This window comes from Nocardia sp. NPDC050697, assembly GCF_040654395.1.
Classification (GTDB): Bacteria; Actinomycetota; Actinomycetes; order Mycobacteriales; family Mycobacteriaceae; genus Nocardia.
Window position 1 is genome coordinate 1,045,249 of sequence record NZ_JBFAHY010000001.1, and the last position, 17,324, is coordinate 1,062,572.

At 73.5% G+C, this 17,324-nt stretch carries 17 protein-coding genes; 13 read left to right on the top strand and 4 right to left on the bottom strand.

What is annotated here, in order from left to right; all coding sequences use genetic code 11:
• On the bottom strand, positions 1-729 hold the full coding sequence (locus AB0H71_RS05270; RefSeq protein WP_357015040.1) for a TetR/AcrR family transcriptional regulator: 729 nt from the start codon (positions 727-729) through the stop codon (positions 1-3).
• 127 nt (positions 730-856) lie between these two features.
• Here AB0H71_RS05270 and AB0H71_RS05275 point away from each other — a divergent pair, with 127 nt between their 5' ends.
• The 5 genes from AB0H71_RS05275 to AB0H71_RS05295 all read left to right on the top strand — a co-directional run bounded on the left by AB0H71_RS05275 (position 857) and on the right by AB0H71_RS05295 (position 6,774).
• Positions 857-1,453 (top strand): TetR family transcriptional regulator, encoded by a 597-nt coding sequence (locus tag AB0H71_RS05275; protein ID WP_357015042.1) that lies wholly within the window; start codon positions 857-859, stop codon positions 1,451-1,453.
• A 105-nt stretch (positions 1,454-1,558) separates the two neighbouring features.
• Complete coding sequence (locus tag AB0H71_RS05280; RefSeq protein WP_357015044.1) at positions 1,559-2,764, top strand: cytochrome P450; 1,206 nt, start codon at positions 1,559-1,561, stop codon at positions 2,762-2,764.
• Positions 2,765-2,863: 99 nt separating this feature from the next.
• The gene (locus AB0H71_RS05285; RefSeq protein WP_357015045.1) at positions 2,864-4,597 is read left to right on the top strand and encodes a GMC family oxidoreductase; all 1,734 of its coding nucleotides are present in this window, start codon (positions 2,864-2,866) and stop codon (positions 4,595-4,597) included.
• A 99-nt stretch (positions 4,598-4,696) separates the two neighbouring features.
• Complete coding sequence (locus AB0H71_RS05290; RefSeq protein WP_357015046.1) at positions 4,697-6,283, top strand: GMC family oxidoreductase N-terminal domain-containing protein; 1,587 nt, start codon at positions 4,697-4,699, stop codon at positions 6,281-6,283.
• A gap of 32 nt (positions 6,284-6,315) precedes the next feature.
• A complete protein-coding gene (locus AB0H71_RS05295) occupies positions 6,316-6,774 on the top strand; it encodes a DUF2231 domain-containing protein (protein ID WP_357015048.1) in 459 nt (152 codons plus the stop codon).
• Here the strand turns inward: AB0H71_RS05295 and AB0H71_RS05300 are convergent.
• Positions 6,758-7,102 carry a DoxX family protein gene (locus AB0H71_RS05300; RefSeq protein WP_357015050.1) on the bottom strand — a complete coding sequence of 115 codons (345 nt, stop codon included), beginning with the start codon at positions 7,100-7,102 and terminating at the stop codon, positions 6,758-6,760. The two genes, AB0H71_RS05295 and AB0H71_RS05300, sit on opposite strands and share 17 nt — an antisense overlap.
• A 64-nt stretch (positions 7,103-7,166) precedes the next feature.
• On the opposite strand from AB0H71_RS05300, the gene AB0H71_RS05305 reads away from it, so the two are divergent.
• Entirely contained in the window at positions 7,167-8,000 is an 834-nt protein-coding gene (locus AB0H71_RS05305) for a sigma-70 family RNA polymerase sigma factor (RefSeq protein WP_357015051.1), read from the top strand.
• A 20-nt stretch (positions 8,001-8,020) separates the two neighbouring features.
• On the opposite strand, the gene AB0H71_RS05310 is transcribed toward AB0H71_RS05305, so the two are convergent.
• Entirely contained in the window at positions 8,021-8,497 is a 477-nt protein-coding gene (locus tag AB0H71_RS05310; RefSeq protein WP_357015053.1) for a hypothetical protein, read from the bottom strand.
• A 350-nt stretch (positions 8,498-8,847) separates the two neighbouring features.
• On the opposite strand from AB0H71_RS05310, the gene AB0H71_RS05315 reads away from it, so the two are divergent.
• Positions 8,848-10,068, top strand: a complete 1,221-nt coding sequence (locus AB0H71_RS05315) for a helix-turn-helix domain-containing protein (protein WP_357015055.1) — start codon at positions 8,848-8,850, stop codon at positions 10,066-10,068.
• 48 nt (positions 10,069-10,116) lie between these two features.
• On the opposite strand, the gene AB0H71_RS05320 is transcribed toward AB0H71_RS05315, so the two are convergent.
• Positions 10,117-10,668 (bottom strand): GNAT family N-acetyltransferase, encoded by a 552-nt coding sequence (locus AB0H71_RS05320; RefSeq protein WP_357015057.1) that lies wholly within the window; start codon positions 10,666-10,668, stop codon positions 10,117-10,119.
• 186 nt (positions 10,669-10,854) lie between these two features.
• Here AB0H71_RS05320 and AB0H71_RS05325 point away from each other — a divergent pair, with 186 nt between their 5' ends.
• From AB0H71_RS05325 to AB0H71_RS05350, 6 genes are read left to right on the top strand one after another with little or no spacing between them, the layout of a single operon-like run.
• Positions 10,855-12,522: an ABC transporter substrate-binding protein gene (locus AB0H71_RS05325; RefSeq protein WP_357015059.1), complete on the top strand. Its 1,668-nt coding sequence runs from the start codon at positions 10,855-10,857 to the stop codon at positions 12,520-12,522.
• Positions 12,523-12,527: 5 nt separating this feature from the next.
• On the top strand, positions 12,528-13,466 hold the full coding sequence (locus AB0H71_RS05330) for an ABC transporter permease (RefSeq protein ID WP_357015061.1): 939 nt from the start codon (positions 12,528-12,530) through the stop codon (positions 13,464-13,466).
• Positions 13,463-14,302, top strand: coding sequence for an ABC transporter permease (locus AB0H71_RS05335; protein WP_357015063.1), 840 nt, complete (start codon positions 13,463-13,465; stop codon positions 14,300-14,302). Before AB0H71_RS05330 ends, AB0H71_RS05335 begins: the two co-directional genes overlap by 4 nt.
• A complete protein-coding gene (locus tag AB0H71_RS05340; protein ID WP_357015065.1) occupies positions 14,299-16,077 on the top strand; it encodes an ABC transporter ATP-binding protein in 1,779 nt (592 codons plus the stop codon). Before AB0H71_RS05335 ends, AB0H71_RS05340 begins: the two co-directional genes overlap by 4 nt.
• Positions 16,074-16,850, top strand: coding sequence for an SDR family oxidoreductase (locus AB0H71_RS05345; protein WP_357015067.1), 777 nt, complete (start codon positions 16,074-16,076; stop codon positions 16,848-16,850). The genes AB0H71_RS05340 and AB0H71_RS05345 overlap by 4 nt, the downstream gene beginning before the upstream one ends.
• A 29-nt stretch (positions 16,851-16,879) precedes the next feature.
• Positions 16,880-17,293 (top strand): ester cyclase, encoded by a 414-nt coding sequence (locus AB0H71_RS05350; protein ID WP_357015069.1) that lies wholly within the window; start codon positions 16,880-16,882, stop codon positions 17,291-17,293.
• Positions 17,294-17,324: the final 31 nt, after the last annotated feature.

A 17,324-nucleotide genomic window follows, 5' to 3' on the forward strand; every position in this document is an offset into this window, starting at 1 on the left:
CTATTCCGCGACGGGTGCGCGGGCGGCGCGGCGAACCGGGTCCGCGCCGACCATCCCGAGCAGACCGTCCAGCTGGAATTCGAAGAGCTCCGCGCGGTCGGCGAAGGTCCGCGCCCCGTACATGTCGAAGACATCGGCGCTCACCGCGCCGATCAGCCCGGCGTACAGCGCGGTGCCGCGAGCGATGAGCCAATCCGGCAGCGGCAGCCCGAACTCGGCGCGGATGGCCGCGAAGTCGGCGCGCAGCGCGGGCGAGGCGGTGGGCACGCCGGCGGGTTCGGTGAGCACGCCCGCCTCGTGTGCCGCGGCGAGCAGCCGCATCAGGGTGACGATGAGCCGGGTGCCGGACTGCACGGTCTGCTCGGCGGGCGCGTGGTAGCCGGGGACCGGGGTGCCGAAGAGCAGGCCGTAGCGGGCGGGTTCGGCGAGCGCCCAGCCGCGCAGGGTGCGGCCGAGCACGCGCAGCGCGGGCACCGGGTCGCCGGGGCCGGCGGCGAGCGCGGCGTCGACGGCGTCGCCGAGCGCGGTGTAGCCGTCGACGAGCAGCAGGGTGAGCAGTTCGTCGCGGCTCCGCACGTACCGGTAGACCGCGGAGGAGACGACGCCGAGGTCGCGGGCGATGGCGCGCAGCGAGAGCGCCGCCGCGCCGTCGGCTGCCAGGTGCCTGCGCCCGATCTCCACGATGTCGGTCATGGTCTGCGCCCTGGCGCGGTCGCGGGGTGTGGCCATGACCCCAGCCTGACCGTCTTCGGAGAGCAGTGTCAACTCCGGTGAGCACCGCACTCGGATACGCGCGCCCTTTGCCCGATTCGTCGCACCCCGGCCTAGGCTCGGGCCGGAGCACGAAGGAGGACGGATGACGTCGGAGGAGACCGCGCCGGTCCGGCGCCGGGACGCGGCGGCGACCAGGGCCGCGCTGCTGTCCGCCGCCAGGACCCTGTTCGCCGAGCGCGGGTACGAACGCGCCTCGGTGCGCGCCATCGCGGCGGCGGCCGGGGTCAACCAGGCGCTGCTGTTCCGCTACTTCGGCACCAAGGCCGAGCTCTTCCGCGCCGCCTTCACCGATCGCGGGCAGCGGTTGCTCGACGACGGCGCCGCGGCGTCGCTGCCCGCCCGGCTGCTCGCCGCCGTCCTCGACCCGGACGGCTCGGCCGCGCAGGGCGACTGGCTGGTCACCGCGCTGCGCTCCGCGGACCGGGAGGACGGCGCGCTGCTGATCCAGCGCGAGCTCGGCGACGAGTACGCCCGCGCGCTCGCGACGCTCACCGACGCCCCGGACGGGGAGCTCCGCGCCGATCTGCTGCTCGCCTGGCTGCTCGGCATCGCGCTGGTGCGTTCGGTGCACGGCCGCGAGCCGCTCGCCTCCGCGGAGCCGGCGGCCGTGGCCGAGCTCGTGCTGCGCGCGACCGGGGCCGTCCTGGAGCGCGCCGACCTCGATTTCCCACCGCGCTAATCGATTCCGCTGTTGACGGCGGCGGGGCACCGGCCTACCGTGAAATTGTAAGCGCTCGCTTACATCAGGCGTTTCGCGACCGACTTTCCGCACCGAGGAGAGCGCATGACCGTCGACAGCCAGGTTCGCCACTACCCGTTCGGCGACCCTGTCCGGCTCGAACTCGACCCCCGCATCGACACGCTCCGCCGGGAGGAGCCCGTCTCCCGGGTCCAGCTGCCGCATGGCGGCGAGGGCTGGCTGGTGACCCGCTACGAGGACGTCCGGCTGGTCCTCAACGACCGCCGCTTCAGCCGGACCGCGACCGTCGACCGGGAGGACATCCCGCGCTCGACCCCGGAGCCGCCGCGCGCCAACGGGCTGCTCACCATGGATCCGCCGGAGCACACCCGGCTGCGCAAGCTGGTGGCGAAGGCGTTCACCGGCCGCCGGGTCACGCAGCTGCGGCCGCGCGTCGAGGAGCTGGTCGCGGGCTGCCTCGCCGGGATGGAGCGCGACGGCGCCCCGGCCGATCTGGTGCGGGCCCTCGCGCTCCCGCTGCCGGTCGCCGTCATCTGCGAGATGCTCGGCATCCCCGACTCCGACCAGCACCGCTTCCGCGATTTCTCCGACGCGATCCTCTCCACCACGGCCTGCACCCGGGAGCAGATCGCCGCGGCCCGCGCTGAGCTGGAGGGCTACCTGGCCGAGGTGATCGCCCTGCGGCGCGCCGACCCCACCGGCGACCTGCTCGGCGCGCTCACCCTGGCCCGCGACGAGGACGACCGGCTCAGCGAGGCGGAGCTGGTAAACCTCGGCATCACCATCCTGATCGCGGGCCACGAGACCACCGCGAACCAGATCGCCAACTTCGTCTACACGCTGCTCACCCGCCCCGGCGAATGGCGGCGGCTGCGGGCCGAGCCGGCGCTGCTGCCCGCCGCTATCGAGGAGCTGCTGCGCTTCGTCCAGCTCGGCTCCGGTGGCGCGGGCTCCGCGCGGATCGCCACCGAGGACGTGGAGCTGAGCGGTGTTCGCATCCGCGCGGGCGACCCGGTGCTCGTGCACATGGGCTCGGCCAACCGCGACGACGCCGTGTTCGCCGCCGCCGGGGAGCTGGAGCTGGGCCGGGAGGTGAACCCGCACATCGCCTTCGGCTACGGGGTGCACCACTGCCTCGGCGCCCAGCTGGCGCGGCTGGAGCTGCGGGCCGCGCTCGGCGGGCTGCTCGCGCGCTTCCCCGGGTTGCGGCTCGCCGTCCCGGTCGCGGAGGTGCCGTGGAAGCACGGGCTGCTGGTGCGCGGGCCCCGCGCGCTCCCGGTGGCCTGGTGACGCGGCTCCGAGAGAAAGGTGTAACCGGGAGTTTCGCGTAGAAGCTACCGGGGAGTAGTGTTGCTTCCGTCACTACTCGCCCGGATCGAGGAGCAGCCCATGGACCAGCGGACGACCGACTACGACGTGCTCATCGTCGGCTCGGGGTTCGGCGGCAGCGTGACCGCGCTCCGGCTGGTCGAGAAGGGCTACAAGGTCGCCGTGCTGGAGGCGGGGCGCCGCTTCGAGGACGACGAGCTGCCGAAGACCAGCTGGGACCTGCGCAAGTTCCTGTGGGCGCCCAAGCTCGGCTGCTACGGCATCCAGCGCATCCACCCGCTGCGCAATGTGCTCATCCTCGGCGGCGCCGGCGTCGGCGGCGGCTCGCTGAACTACGCCAACACCCTGTACGTGCCGCCGGAGCCGTTCTTCCAGGACCCGCAGTGGCGCGACATCACCGACTGGCGCGCGGAGCTGACCCCGTACTACGAGCGGGCCAAGCAGATGCTGGGCGTGGTGCAGAACCCGCACATGACCCCGGCCGACGAGATCTTCAAGCAGGTCGCCGAGGACATGGGCGTCGGCGACACCTTCGTGCAGACCCCCGTCGGGGTGTTCTTCGGCGAGCCCGGCGAGACGGTGCCCGACCCGTACTTCGGCGGCGCGGGCCCGGAGCGCACCGGCTGCCTGGAGTGCGGCGACTGCATGGTCGGCTGCAAACACGGCGCCAAGAACACCCTCGTCAAGAACTACCTCTACCTCGCGGAGAAGGCGGGGGCCGAGGTGATTCCGCTGACCACGGTGACCGCGCTGCGCCCGCACAGCGACGGCACCTGGGACGTCACCACCGAGCGCACCGGCGCCTGGCTGCGCAAGCGGCCGGGCACCTACTCCGCCAAGCAGGTGGTGCTGGCCGCGGGCACGCTCGGCACCCAGAAGCTGCTGCACGCCATGCGCGACACCGGCACGCTGCCCGAGCTCTCCCCCCGGGTCGGCGAGCTGACCCGCACCAACTCCGAGTCCATCGTGGGCGCCGCCACCCGCAGGGTGGACCCGAACCTGGACGTCACCCGCGGCGTCGCCATCACCTCCTCCATCCACCCCACCCCGGACACGCACATCGAGCCGGTGCGCTACGGCCGCGGCTCGAACTCCATGGGGCTGCTGCAGACGCTCATGGTGGACGGCGGCGGCCGGGTGCCGCGCTGGCTGCGCTTCCTCGGGGTGGCGCTGCGGCACCCGCTCACCCTGCTCAGCTTCCTGAGCGTGCGGAACTGGAGTGAGCGCACCATCATCTCGCTGGTCATGCAGCACCTGGACAACTCCATCACCACCTACACCACGCGCGGGCTCTTCGGCCGCAAGCTCACCAGCAGGCAGGGGCACGGCGAGCCGAACCCGACCTGGATCCCGGCGGGCAACGACGTCACCCGGCGGGTCGCGGAGAAGATCGGCGGCGTGGCGGGCGGCACCTGGGGCGAGGTCTTCAATATCCCGCTCACCGCGCACTTCCTCGGCGGCGCGCCGATCGGCGCGGACCGCGAGCACGGCGTGATCGACGCCTACCACCGGGTCTTCGGCTACCCGACGCTGAGCGTGGTGGACGGCGCCGCCGTCTCCGCCAACCTCGGCGTCAACCCCTCGCTCACCATCACCGCGCAGGCCGAGCGGGCCGCCGCGTACTGGCCGAACAGGGGCGAGGCCGATCAGCGGCCGCCGCAGGACGAGAAGTACCGCCAGGTCGCCCCGGTCGCCCCGGAGCGCCCGGTGGTCCCGGCGCACTCCCCCGCCGCGCTGGTGCTGCCCATCGTGCGAATCAGCTCCGGGCAGCCCGGCACCGCCGCGGTGCGCTGACCGCCTCGGCTCGATTGCGCGTTTCGCGGACCGGGCCCGCGCATTCCTCGTAGATTGACGACAGATCCCCACACCGGGCGCCGATCGGAGCGTGCAACTGTGTCAACGGATGAAATCGACGCCGACTACGTGATCGTCGGGGCGGGCTCGGCGGGGGCGGTGCTGGCGAATCGGCTCAGCGCCGACGCGAACACCCGGGTGGTGCTGCTGGAGGCCGGTCCCGCGGACAAGAACCGGTTCGCGCACATTCCGGCCGCGTTCGCCAAGCTCTTCCGCAGCGAGGTGGACTGGGACTACCTGACCGAGCCGCAGGAGCAGCTCGGCAACCGGCAGATCTACTGGCCGCGCGGCAAGATGCTGGGCGGCTCGTCGTCCATGAACGCCATGATGTGGGTGCGCGGGTTCCGCGCCGACTACGACGAGTGGGCGCTGCTCGCGGGCAGCGAGTGGGGATTCCAGGCCGCGGTCGAGCAGTTCCGCCGGATCGAGACCGTCGAGGGCGCCGAGTACCCGGACGAGGGCACCACCGGCCCGCTGCACATCCAGCACCAGCGCAGCCCGCGCGGGATCACCGCCGCCTACCTGGCCGGGGTGCGGGAGGCCGGGTACCAGGTGGAGCCGGCGAACCGGCCGGAGCCGCAGGGCTTCTCGCAGACCATGGTGACGCAGCGGGCGGGCCGCCGGTGGAGCACCGCCGACGGGTACCTGCGCCCGGCGCTGCGCAGGCCCAACCTGCGGGTGCGCACCGAGGCGCAGGCCACCCGGGTGCTCTTCGACGGCACCCGCACGGTCGGCGTCGAGTACCGGCAGCAGGGCGCGACGAAGGTGGTGCGGGCGCGGCGCGAGGTGGTGCTCAGCGGCGGCGCGATCAACAGCCCGCAGCTGCTGCTGCTCTCCGGCATCGGCGACGCCGATCAGCTCGCCGCGCACGGCATTCCGGTCGTGCACCACGCGCCGGAGGTGGGTGCGGGGCTGCAGGACCACCTGGTGGCCGCGCTCGGCTATGGGGTGGGCGGCGACTCGCTCTTCGCCGCGGAGAAGCCGCGCGAGCTGCTCGCCTACCTGCTGCGGCACCGCGGCATGCTGACCTCCAATGTCGGCGAGGCGTACGGCTTCGTGCGCAGCCGCGGCGACCTGGAGCAGCCGGATCTGGAGCTGATCTTCGCGCCCGCGCCCTTCTTCCACGAGGGGCTGCGCGACCCCGAGGAGCACGGCGTGGTGCTGGCGACGGTGCTGCTGCGCCCGTTCAGCCGCGGCACCATCACCCTGGCCTCGGCCGACCCGCTGGCCAAGCCGCGCATCGACCCCCGCTACCTGACCGACAGCGACGGCGCCGACCGGGCCGCCGTGCTGGCCGGGCTGCGCGCCTGCGCCGAGATCGCGCAGACCCCGGCCATGAAGGCGGTGCTCGGCGATCTCATCTACCCGCCCGAGCCGCCCGCGGAGCTGGCGGCCGCCATGGAGCTGACCCTGGAGCAGTACTCGCACACGCTCTACCACCCGGTCGGCACCTGCCGGATGGGCACCGACGCGGCCAGCGTGGTCACCCCGCGGCTGGAGGTGCGCGGGGTGCAGGGGCTGCGGGTGGCCGACGCCTCGGTCATGCCGCTGCTGGTGCGCGGGCACACGCACGCGCCCGCGGTGTTCATCGGCGAGCAGGCGGCGACCTTCCTGCAGAGCGCCTGAACCGCGGTGCCCGGGCTGTCGTGGAGTAGGGCATGAACGGGCTTCCGCTCCATCCCCTCGTCGTGCACGCGGTGGTCGTGCTGGTTCCGCTGGCCGCGCTCGGCGTGGTCGTCATCGCGCTGTGGCCCGCCGCGCGCGCCCGGTTCGGGTGGCTGGTGGTGGCGGTCGCCGGGGTGGCGGCGGTGCTCACGCCGATCGCCACCAGCAGCGGCGAGGAGCTGGAGCACGCGCTGCCCGCCAACGAGCTGATCGAGCGGCACGCCGGGCTCGGCGACTCCATGCTCTACCTGGTGATTCCGCTCTTCCTGGTGGCGCTGGCGCTGATGCTGGTGCAGCGTGCGTCGGCCGTGTGGGCGCGGCCCGTGCTGATCGCGCTGGCGGTGGTGGCGATCGCGGTCGCGGTGCTGGCCACGGTGCAGGTGGTCCGGGTCGGCGAGTCCGGGGCGCGGGCGGTGTGGGACGGGGTCGGCGCGCTCACGGCACCGCGGTGACCAGGGCGGCGACCGCCGCCGCGAGGTAGGGCAGCGGGTAGCCGACATCGCGGTAGGCGCGGGCCCGGAGCACGGTGGCGGCGGCGCCGAGGAAGTACAGGACCAGGCCGAGCGCGGCGGCGGTGCCGATGGCCGGGAAGGCGAGACCGGCGAGCAGCCCGGCGGCGCCGAGTGCCTTCACTCCGGCGAGCCAGGGCAGGGCGCGGTCCGGGATGCCGTAGCGGCGCATATTGCCGCGCACCCAGTCGGCGCGGACGGCGTCGATGAGGGCGGCGAGAGCGGCGAGGGCGGCGGCGAGCAGAGTGGTGATCAGGCGGGCGGTGGACACGGGTCTCCTTCGGGGCGTCGGCGGCGTCGTACAGGTGACGCCCGACCGCGACGAGAGGTGACCGATGCGCACTGCGGAGGATCTGTTCCTGGCCGAACGACCCCGGCTGCTCGCGCTCGGCTTCCGCATGCTCGGGTCGGCCGCCGATGCCGAGGACGTGGTACAGGAGGCGTGGTTGCGGCTGCACGGGGCCGCCGCGCCGGACAATCCGGCGGCCTGGCTCACCACCGTGACCACCCGGCTCTGCCTGGACCGGTTGCGGGCGCGGGCGCGGCGGCCGGAGCAGCTCGGGGCCTTCACCCCCGAGATGGCGGGCGGGGTGGATCCGGTGGCGGAGACGGTGCTGGTCGACGAGGTGGGGCGGGCGCTGCTGGTGCTGCTGGACCGGCTGGGGCCGGAGGAGCGGGTGGCGTATGTGCTGCACGATCTCTTCGCGGTGCCGTTCGCCGAGATCGCGCCGATGGTGCGGCGGACGCCGGCGACGGCCAAGAAGCTGGCGAGCCGGGCCAGGGGGAAGGTGCGCGGGGCCGGGGCGCCCGAGGCCGGGGATCGCGCGGTGGCGGAGCGATTTCTCGCGGCGGCGCGGAGCGGGAATATCGGCGCCCTGCTCGCCGTCCTGGCACCGGACGTGGTGCGCACCGCCGAGCCGGCAGCGCTGCCCCTCGGCGCGGAACCGGTCCTGCGCGGTGCGGACGAGGTCGTGCGGGAGACGGTGCTGCTGCGCGCCCGGGCCCGCTACGCCGCGGTGCTCCTGATCGACGGCGCTCCCGGTCTGGTCGTCGCACCCGATGGCGTACCGCGCGCGGCACTGCGGCTCACGGTGCGGGAGAACCGGATCGCGGCCTACGAGGTGATCGCCGAGCCGTCACGCCTGGCGAGCCTGACGCTCACGCGCTGAACCGCAGGTCGAACCCGCGTTCAGTGCGCCGGGACGCGGGCGAAGCCGAGCGGCGGGGTGGGGTACGGATTGCTCCGCAACACCGGCCGGAAGTCGGCGAGTGCGGGCAATACGTCGGCGTTACGGGCGGCGTAGCACCGGACGAGCGGCAACCGCCCCGCCACCTCGGCGCGCTCCAGCGGCTCGGGGTCGACGAAGCCGATCACGTCGAGCCCGACGCCGAGCGTGCGGGCGATCCGCAGCACCGCCCCCGACTTGCGCCCCCACCCCACCTCGACGGCGGAGAAGTACTGGAGCACGCCGTGCCGGGCCAGCGTCGCCACCGTGCGGTCGCGGTGGCCGCGACCCGCGACGGCGTGCAGCACGCCGCGGTCGCGGAGCAGCCGCAGCGTGCGCAGCGCGGCGGGGCGCAACGCGCCGCCGGAGCCGTCGCTGACGGCGCCGTTCCACAGCGTGTGGTCCGGTTCCCACACCAGGCAGTGCAGAGCCGGTCTCATCCGCCCGCTCCCCTCGATCGTCGCCGCGCGGGTCACGCGATCGCGCCCTCACCTTCCTCGTCGCGACACGAACCGGGCAAGCCCCCGGTTTCCGGTGCTGACGAGCCGGCACGAACTCTACAATCCGCCGCCCCCGCGTTCGGTGGATCGGCGCCGACCGAACCGGACGTGATATGACTCACGCCCTGTTTCGGCTACGCTTTCCGGACCGGCTGTGATCGGTCACAGTGGTATTTCGTGCGACGACGCCGGGATTCACAGAAGCACGGGATTCGTTCCCCGGACAGCGTGCTGCGATTACTGTGATCAACCTGCACAGCTAGTAAATCCGGGGGCAGAAGGAGTCGCCTATGTCCGTCGACAGTTCGACCCGAGCGGGACTGACCCTGTCGGGCAAGCCGATGTCGTCCTCCCTGCAGGACGTACGGTCGCTGTCCCGTCAGATGGTGGGGCATTTCGTCGCGAACGTCGTGCCCTGCGGAACCCTACCCGGCGACGCCATCTCCGGCGACGTCACCACGATCACGCGGGTCTGCCTCGAATTCGCGGTCAGCATGCTCGACGGCAAGGACATTCCGGAGAAGCTGCAGCGGCTGCAGGACGCGGCCGCGGGGTGGGCGCGCGAGGGCGTGCCCATCGACACCATCCACCACTCCATCCACGAGGGCTTCAAGATGGGGCTGGACCTGGTGGTCTCGCAGGCCAGCATCAAGGACTACGACAACCTGGTCGACGGCGCCAAGACCGTGGTCGAGATGCTCGACATGATCACCACCACCATCTCCATGGCCTACGTGCGCGAGCTGCGCTCGGTGGTGAGCGAGCACCACACCGCGGTGCACACGCTCACCTCGGCGCTGCTGGGCGGGCACAGCACCTCGACCATGGCCCGCGAGTGCGGCATCGCCATCGCGACCTCGTACGCGGTGCTCGCGGTCGCCATCCCGCCGCACCGGGACGAGGCCAACCCGACCCTGGACGGCCTGGTGGTGGCGCGGCGCAAGCTGCGCCGGGTGCAGGCCGAGCTGGCCACCCGCTGCGGGGAGAGCGCGCTCTCGCTGCTCAGCGTGGACGGCGGCACCGTGCTCATCCCGGCCGCGCGCTTCGACCGCGAGGGCTTCGACGCCCTGGTCGAGCAGTTGTCGCGGGCGGCGCAGGTCGGCATCACCGCGACCGTGGTGGAGGCGACCCCGGAGCAGATCCCGGACGCCGCCGACCAGGCGCACGAACTGCTGGACATGGTGCAGCGGCTGCAAGCGGTGGCCGGGCTCTACCGCTTCGACGAGCTGGCGCTGGAGTACCAGCTCACCCGCCCGGGCCCGGGCCGGGAGTACCTCGGCTCGCTGCTCGACCCGCTGGACGAGCACCCGGAGCTGTTGGAGACGCTGCAGCGGCACATCGCCAACAACCTGAACCGGCAGCGCACCGCGCGGGTCCTGCACGTGCACACCAATACGGTGGACTACCGGCTCAAGCGGATCGGTCAGCTCACCGGGTTCGACCCGTCCCAGCCGTCCGGGCTGTGGTACCTGCGCTCGGCCCTGGTCGCGCGCACCTACCGCGCCTCCTGACCCGATCGCGGTAACGGCCCCCGGCAGCCCGCCGGGGGCCGTCGCCGTTCACGGCCGGCGGATCATGGTCCAGAAGCGCGGCATGCCGTCCGGCCGGTGCGTGGACGCGACGTCGAAGCCGTGCCGCTCGTAGAACGGCACATTCGCCTCGTTCACCGTCTCCAGGTAGACGGGGTGGGCCGACTCGGCGAGCACCGGGTCGATGAGCGCGCCCGCGTGCCCGCGCCCCTGCTCGTCCGGGTCGACGCCGAGGATGAACAGGTGCAGGAAGGGCTGCTCGAGCACCGCGCGCTGGGCCCGCTCCAGCTCGGAGGTGAAGGCGCCGAAGCGGCGGAAGGCGCCGAGCCCGAGCCGCACCGGCGCGGCCAGCAATCCGGCGCCCGCCAGTTCGCGCAGGCCGAGCCCGCGCCCGGGCAGCAGCCAGATGGCCGCGCCCGCGCCGGGCCGCTCGTCGAGCCTGCCGTACTTCGCGCCGAGCCGGGCGGCGGCGCCGAAGAACCACGGCAGCACCGCCGCGCGGCGGGCGGGGTCGGGCTGGATGTAGGTGAACATGGGGTCGTCGTGGAAGGCGCGGGCCAAGATCCTGCCGGGTCCGGTCATGCCGGGATCGTAGAGCGCGGCGCCGCTCCCGGCAGCCGATTTCCGGGCGGGTACAGCGCTGCGCGCACCGTGATTCCGATCTTCGATCGGGTGTTCCGATCAGCACCGATCAGTGTTGGCGAAATACGAATTCGGTTGTGCGCCAATCATTGACCGTGCCGGATCGGGCGTGCTGGAGTCGGTCCCATGTCTGCAGAGCACGAAGCGCCCCGGCGGTCCGGGAACAGGTTGGGCCGCCGCCGGGCATGGCCGATCGCGGCGGTGATCGCGGTCGTCGCGGTGGCGGTGGCCGGGATCGTGGTGGCCACCCGATCGGGCTCCGATTCGGCGGCCGCGGCCCCGGCCCGCAGCGGGACGCTGACCTACGCGGTGGCCGGTACCCAGGTCTCGCTGGACCCGGCGGTCGCCGCCACGGCGGTGACCAGCGTGATCAACCGGAACATCTTCGACTCGCTGGTGGTGCAGACCGGCCCGGAGAGCTTCGCCCCGTGGCTGGCCGCCGCGTGGACCGTCGCCCCCGACGGCCGCACCTACGCCTTCACCCTGCGTGAGGGGGTCACCTTCCACGACGGCACCCCGCTCGACGCCGCCGCGGTGCGCGCCACCCTCGACCACGTGGTGGATCCGAAGACCAAGTCGGCCTACGCGGCCTCGCTCATCACCCCGTACCAGGAGACCAGGGTGCTCGACGCCCGGCGGCTCGAGATCGTGCTGAAGCAGCCGTTCACGCCGTTCCTGCAGGCGCTCTCCACCCCGAGCCTCGGCATCCAGAGCCCGCTCGCGCTGACCGCGCCGGAGTACCGCCCGGTGGGCACCGGGCCGTTCGCCTTCGAGCAGTGGGAGCAGGGCAAGCGGGAGACGCTGGTGCGCAACGAGACCTACAGCTCGCCGCCGACCGGCGCCGAGAATCAGGGCGCCGCCTACCTGGACCGGCTGGTCTTCGAGTTCGTCCCGGAGGACGCCACCCGCTACGGCGCGCTGACCAGCGGCCAGGTGCAGGGCATCGCCGGGGTGCCGCCGGTCTCCGCCGCCGACCTGGACGGCCTGGACGGCTTCGAGCTCTACAGCACCGAGACACCCGGGCTGAACTACAACGTCTACCTGAACCGGTCCAGGGGCGCGCTGCAGGATCCGCTGGTGCGCCGGGCGCTGAGCTCGGCGGTGGATGTGGACGCGCTGGTGCGCAACGTCTACTTCGGCCGCTACCCGGTCGCCGACAACGCGCTGAGCCGGATCACCGCCGACTACGACGGCGGCGCGAGCGCCGAGCTGGCGAAGCACGACCCGGATGCCGCGCGCAGGCTGCTCGACCAGGCCGGGTGGACCGGCACCGACGCCGAGGGGTACCGGGTCAAGGACGGCAGGCGGCTCACCCTGGTCTGGCCGTACTGGCCGGAGGGCACCAAGGACCAGCGCGAGGTGATCGCCGAGGGGTTCAAGGCGCAGGCCCGCACGGTCGGCATCGAGATCGCCAGGCCGACCGTCGACACCGGCACCTACGTGGACCGCTACCTGATCGGCGGCGAGTACGACCTGGTGGACGTGAGCTTCGCCCGCCCCACCCCGGACGTGCTGCGCTTCGCCTTCTTCTCCGCCAATACCTACGCCAAGGCGGGCGGCAATGTGGCGCTGGTGAACTCGCCGGAGATCGACGCCTGGGTGACCGAGGCGGCGGCCGACCCGGCCAAGGCGAGCGCGGCCTACTCGGCGGTGCAGCGCGAGGTGCTGAAGCAGGCGTACATCGTGCCGGTCTACACGCCGGTGAGCCTGACCGGGTTCGCGGATTCGGTGCGCGGGGTGGTGTTCGACGCGCAGACCTACCCGCGCTTCGCCGACGTCTGGCTCGCCCCCTGAGCCGGGTGCCGGAGCCGCTGCGCTGGCTGGCCGGGCGGCTCGCGCTGGCGCTGCTGGTCATGTGGGGCGCGGCCACGGTGACCTTCGCCGGGCTGCTGCTCATTCCGGGCGATCCGGCGCGGGCGGTGGCGGGCGGCGTCGCGGCCACCGCCTCGCCGGAGGTGCTGGCCCGGATCCGCGCCGACTACGGCTTCGACGATCCGGTGCTGCTGCAGTACCTGCGCTTCCTGAGCAGGCTGGTCCGTGGCGATCTCGGCCGCTCGTACCAGCTGAACCAGCCGGTGCTCACGGTGGTGGCCGACCAGGCCGGGGCGACGCTGGCGCTGGCGCTGGGCGGGATGGCGCTGGGGCTGCTGCTCGCGGTCGCGGTGGCGGTGGCCACCGCGGGCAGGCCGCGGCCGCGGGCCTTCGCCCGGGTGGCGGAGTTCGGGGCGCTCTCCATGCCGACCTTCTGGATCGGGTTCCTGCTGCTCGCGCTCTTCTCCTTCCGCTGGCACCTGTTCCCGGTGCTCGGCAACGGCGGCCCGGCCGCGCTGGTGCTGCCCTGGATCACCCTCGCCATCGCGATCGCCGGGGTGCTCTCCCAGGTGGCGCGGGACGGGATCGAGGAGGCGCTGGCGCAGCCCTTCGCGCTCACCGCGCGGGCCCGCGGCGCCACCGAGACCCGGGTGCGGCTGCACCACGCGCTGCGGCACGCGGCGCTGCCGGTGCTCACCATCTCGGGCTGGATGTTCGGCAATCTGCTCGGCGGGGTGGTGGTCGTGGAGACCGTCTTCGCCCGGCAGGGGCTGGGCCAGGTGCTGGTGACGGCGGTGCGCGGCCGCGACTACCCGGTGGTGACCGGGCTGGTGGTGCTCACCGCGGCGGCCTTCTCGCTGATCGGGATCGCGCTGGACCAGCTGTACCGGATCGTCGATCCCCGGGTCGGGGCGGTGGTCCGGTGAGCGACACCGCGGCGATCACGCCGGGCCGCTCGGTCCGGCTGCCCGGGTTCGGGGTGCTGACGGCCGGTGCGGTGCTGGTGCTTGTCCTGCTGGCGGCGGTGGCGCCGGGGCTGCTGGCCGGCTCGCCGGACGCCATCGACCCGGCGATCGCGCTGCGGCCGCCGAGCGTGGCGCACCCGTTCGGCACCGACTGGCTGGGCCGCGACGTCTACGCCAGGGTGGTGCACGGCACCGCGGCCACGCTGCTGGTCGGGATCGGCTCGACGCTGGCGGCGAGCCTGGCCGGCGCGGTGTGGGGGCTGCTCGCGGCGCTGGGCGGGCCGGTGGCCGACCAGGTCGGCATGCGGCTCGCCGATGTCTTCCTCTCCTTCCCGGCGGTGCTGATGGCGCTGCTGGTGGTGGCGGTGCTCGGGCCGGGCACCGGGAATGTCGCCATCGCGGTGTCGGTGGCGCTGGCGCCGGGGTTCGCCCGGATCGTGCGGATCCGGACCCACCTGGTGCGGCAGTTCGCGTACGTGCGGGCGGCGCTGGATCTCGGCATCGCACCGGTCCGGGTGGTGCTGCGGCACGTGGCGCCGAATGTGCTGATCCCGCTCGGGGTGCTGGTGGTGATCAATATCGGCACCGCGATCATCATCGGCGCCTCGCTCAGCTTTCTGGGGCTGGTCGCGGAGTCCTCGGTGCCGGAGTGGGGTTCGCTGCTCGCGCAGTCGCGCAACTACCTCTCCGCGCAGTGGACGCTCGCGGTCTTCCCCGGGCTCGCGGTGACGGTGACGGTGCTGGCCGTGAGCGTGCTGGGCCGGGCACTGCAGGCTCGTTCGGAGGGAGCGTCGTGACCGGCCCGCTGCTGGAGGTGCGGAAGCTGTCCGTGCGGTTCGGGGAGGGCGCGCCCGCCGTGCGCGAGGTCGGGCTGGAGCTCGCACCCGGGCGCTGCCTGGCGCTGGTCGGCGAGTCCGGCTCCGGCAAGAGCGTGGTGGCCAGGGCGCTGCTCGGGCTGGCGGGGGCGAACGCGGAGGTGCGGGCGGAGCGGCTGAGCTTCGACGGCACCGACCTGCGCGCGCTGCCGGGGCGGGCGTGGCGCCGAATCCGGGGCAGGCGCATCGGTTTCGTGCTGCAGGACGCGCTGACCTCGCTCGATCCGCTGCGCCGGATCGGGCACGAGGTGGCCGAGCCGCTGCAGATCCACGGGCTGGCGAAACCGGATGAACTGGACGACGCGGTGCTCGAGCTGCTGAGCGCCGCCGGTATTCCCGACCCCGATGATCGGCTGCTGCAGTACCCGCACGAACTCTCCGGCGGGCTGCGGCAGCGGGTGCTCATCGCCTCCGCCGTCGCGGCCGCGCCGGAGCTGATCATCGCCGACGAGCCGACCACCGCGCTCGATGTCGGGGTGCAGGCGCAGATCCTGCGGCTGCTGGACGAGCGCAGGGCCGCGGGCAGCGCCGTGCTGCTGATCAGCCACGATCTGGCGGTGGTCGCGGGCAGCGCGGACGAGGTGGCGGTGCTCTACGCCGGGGTGGTGGTGGAGCGCGGCAGCACCGCGGAGCTCTTCGCCGCACCCGCGCACCCCTACACCGTCGAGCTGCTCGCCGCCGCGCCCCGGGTGGACGGCCCGGCCGAGCACCCCGCGCTCGCGCCGTGGGCGCCGCCCGCGGCGTCCGGCTGCCCGTTCGCCACCCGCTGCCCGCTGGCCGAGCCGCGCTGCCGGACGGCGCTGCCCGCGCTGACCGAGCTCGGCGCCGGCCACGCGGTGCGCTGCCTGCACCCCGGCGAGCACCGCCCGCGCGCCCGGCTCGCGCCCCCGGCGGAGCCGCCCGCGCCGGAGGGCCCGCCGCTGCTGGAGTTCCGGGCGGTGGCGCACGAGTACCGGCTGCCCGGCGGCGCTCGGCGGCGGACCGTCGAGGATGTGTCCTTCACCCTGGCCCGCGGTGAAACCCTGGGCGTGGTCGGCGAATCCGGCTCCGGCAAGTCCACCATCGCCCGGCTCGCCCTTGCCCACCTGACCCCGGCCGCGGGCACCGTGCACTTCGACGGCGAGCCGTGGAGCGACCGCTCCGAACGCTCGCGCAGGCCGCTGCGGCCGCGCGTCCAGCTCATCGACCAGGACCCGCTCAGCGCCTTCGACCCGCGCTGGAACGTCGGCCGGATCGTGGCCGAGGCGCTGCACCGGGAGCGGTCCCCCGAGGCGCGGGTGGCGGCGCTGCTGGTGTCGGTGGGGCTCGATCCGGAGCTGGTGCGGCGACGTCCGGCGCAGCTCTCCGGCGGGCAGCGGCAGCGGGTGGCGATTGCGCGGGCGCTGGCCACCGAGCCGGCGCTGATCGTCGCCGACGAGCCGGTCTCCGCGCTCGACGTCACCATCCAGGCGCAGATCCTGGAGCTCTTCGACCGGGTGCGGCGGGATACCGGCACCGCGCTGCTCTTCATCTCGCACGACTTGGCGGTGGTGCGCAGGCTCTGCCGCCGGGTGCTGGTCACCAGGGATGGCCGAGTGGTGGAGGCCGGGCTTACCGAGCGGCTCTTCGCCGACCCGCGGCACCCGTACACGCGCCAGTTGCTGGCCGCCGTCCCGCGCGCGGCCGTCCCCGTTTCCCTCCCGAAAGGATCGATGTGAGCGCACCCTCCCCCACCGGAGCACCCCGCGTGGTGCTCGTGACCGGCGCCGCCTCCGGCATCGGCCGGGCCACCGCCGAGCTCTTCGCCGAGCGCGGCGAGCACGTGGTGGCGGTCGACGTCTCCGCGCGCGGCCTGGAATCGCTCGGCGACGGCATCGTCACCCTGGTCGGTGACGTCTCCGCCGAGGAGGTCAACCGGGCCGCGGTGCGGACCGCGCTGGAGCGGTTCGGCCGCCTGGACACCGTGGTGCTCAACGCGGGCACCGGCGGCACCCCGCCGCTGGAGACCCCCGGCTCGGTGGAGGCCGCCGACCGGATCTTCGGGGTCAACCTGCGCGGCCCCATCCACGGCCTGAAGGCCGCCATTCCGGCGCTGCGCGAAGCCCGCGGCTCGGCGATCATCACCTCGTCGGTGGCGGGGCTGCGCGGCGACCCGGGCAACTGGGCCTACAACGCCTCCAAGGGCGCGCTCGTCAACCTGGTGCGCGCCTTCGCCATCGACTACGCCGCGCAGGGCGTGCGGATCAACGCTCTCGCCCCCGGCCTCACCCGCACCGGCATCACCGCCAATGTGCACCGGGACCCGGAGCTGCTCGCCGTGATCGAGCGCCGGATCCCGCTCGGCCGCTTCGCCGAACCGCGCGAGCAGGCCGAGTCCATCTGGTTCCTCGCCTCCCCCGCGGCCGGCTACATCACCGGCACCACGCTGGTGGTGGACGGCGGGCTGGACGCCAACCTCGGCATCCTCCCGCTGCCCGGCCAGCCGTTCTGAACCCCGCACCGCACCAGAAGGAGAGACTGTTGACCACCACCACGCAGACCAACAGGGACGTCGCGCGCCGCTTCTACCACGAGGTGATCACCGAGGGGCAGCTGCACCTGCTGGACGAGATCATCGCCGACGACGGCACCGACAGCGCCGTCCCGGCCGGGAACGTCAAGGGCCGCGGCGGTTTCGTCGAGCACATCACCTGGCTGCGGGCCAATGTCGAGAACGTCACCGCCACCGTGGTCGACACCGTGGCCGAGGACGACCGGGTCGTCGTCTACTGGACCATCGAGGGCAGGCAGCGCGGCGAGCTCTTCGGCGTGCCGGATACCGGGCGGCGCTTCACCGGCTTCAGCATCAGCACCCTCCGCTTCCGGGACGGCCGGATCGTGGAGTACTCGGTGCTGCCGGACCGGGCCGGGATCATCGCCCAGCTCGCGGGCTGATCCCGCCGACGACGAGGGGCCTCCCGATCCG

Coding starts and splice junctions, on each gene's coding strand:
- AB0H71_RS05280 (WP_357015044.1), top strand. CDS start 1,559: ATGACCGTCGACAGCCAGGTTCGCCACTACCCGTTCGGCGACCCTGTC.
- AB0H71_RS05310 (WP_357015053.1), bottom strand. CDS start 8,497: ATGAGACCGGCTCTGCACTGCCTGGTGTGGGAACCGGACCACACGCTG.
- AB0H71_RS05325 (WP_357015059.1), top strand. CDS start 10,855: ATGTCTGCAGAGCACGAAGCGCCCCGGCGGTCCGGGAACAGGTTGGGC.
- AB0H71_RS05295 (WP_357015048.1), top strand. CDS start 6,316: ATGAACGGGCTTCCGCTCCATCCCCTCGTCGTGCACGCGGTGGTCGTG.
- AB0H71_RS05275 (WP_357015042.1), top strand. CDS start 857: ATGACGTCGGAGGAGACCGCGCCGGTCCGGCGCCGGGACGCGGCGGCG.
- AB0H71_RS05305 (WP_357015051.1), top strand. CDS start 7,167: ATGCGCACTGCGGAGGATCTGTTCCTGGCCGAACGACCCCGGCTGCTC.
- AB0H71_RS05320 (WP_357015057.1), bottom strand. CDS start 10,668: ATGACCGGACCCGGCAGGATCTTGGCCCGCGCCTTCCACGACGACCCC.
- AB0H71_RS05285 (WP_357015045.1), top strand. CDS start 2,864: ATGGACCAGCGGACGACCGACTACGACGTGCTCATCGTCGGCTCGGGG.
- AB0H71_RS05270 (WP_357015040.1), bottom strand. CDS start 729: ATGGCCACACCCCGCGACCGCGCCAGGGCGCAGACCATGACCGACATC.
- AB0H71_RS05315 (WP_357015055.1), top strand. CDS start 8,848: ATGTCCGTCGACAGTTCGACCCGAGCGGGACTGACCCTGTCGGGCAAG.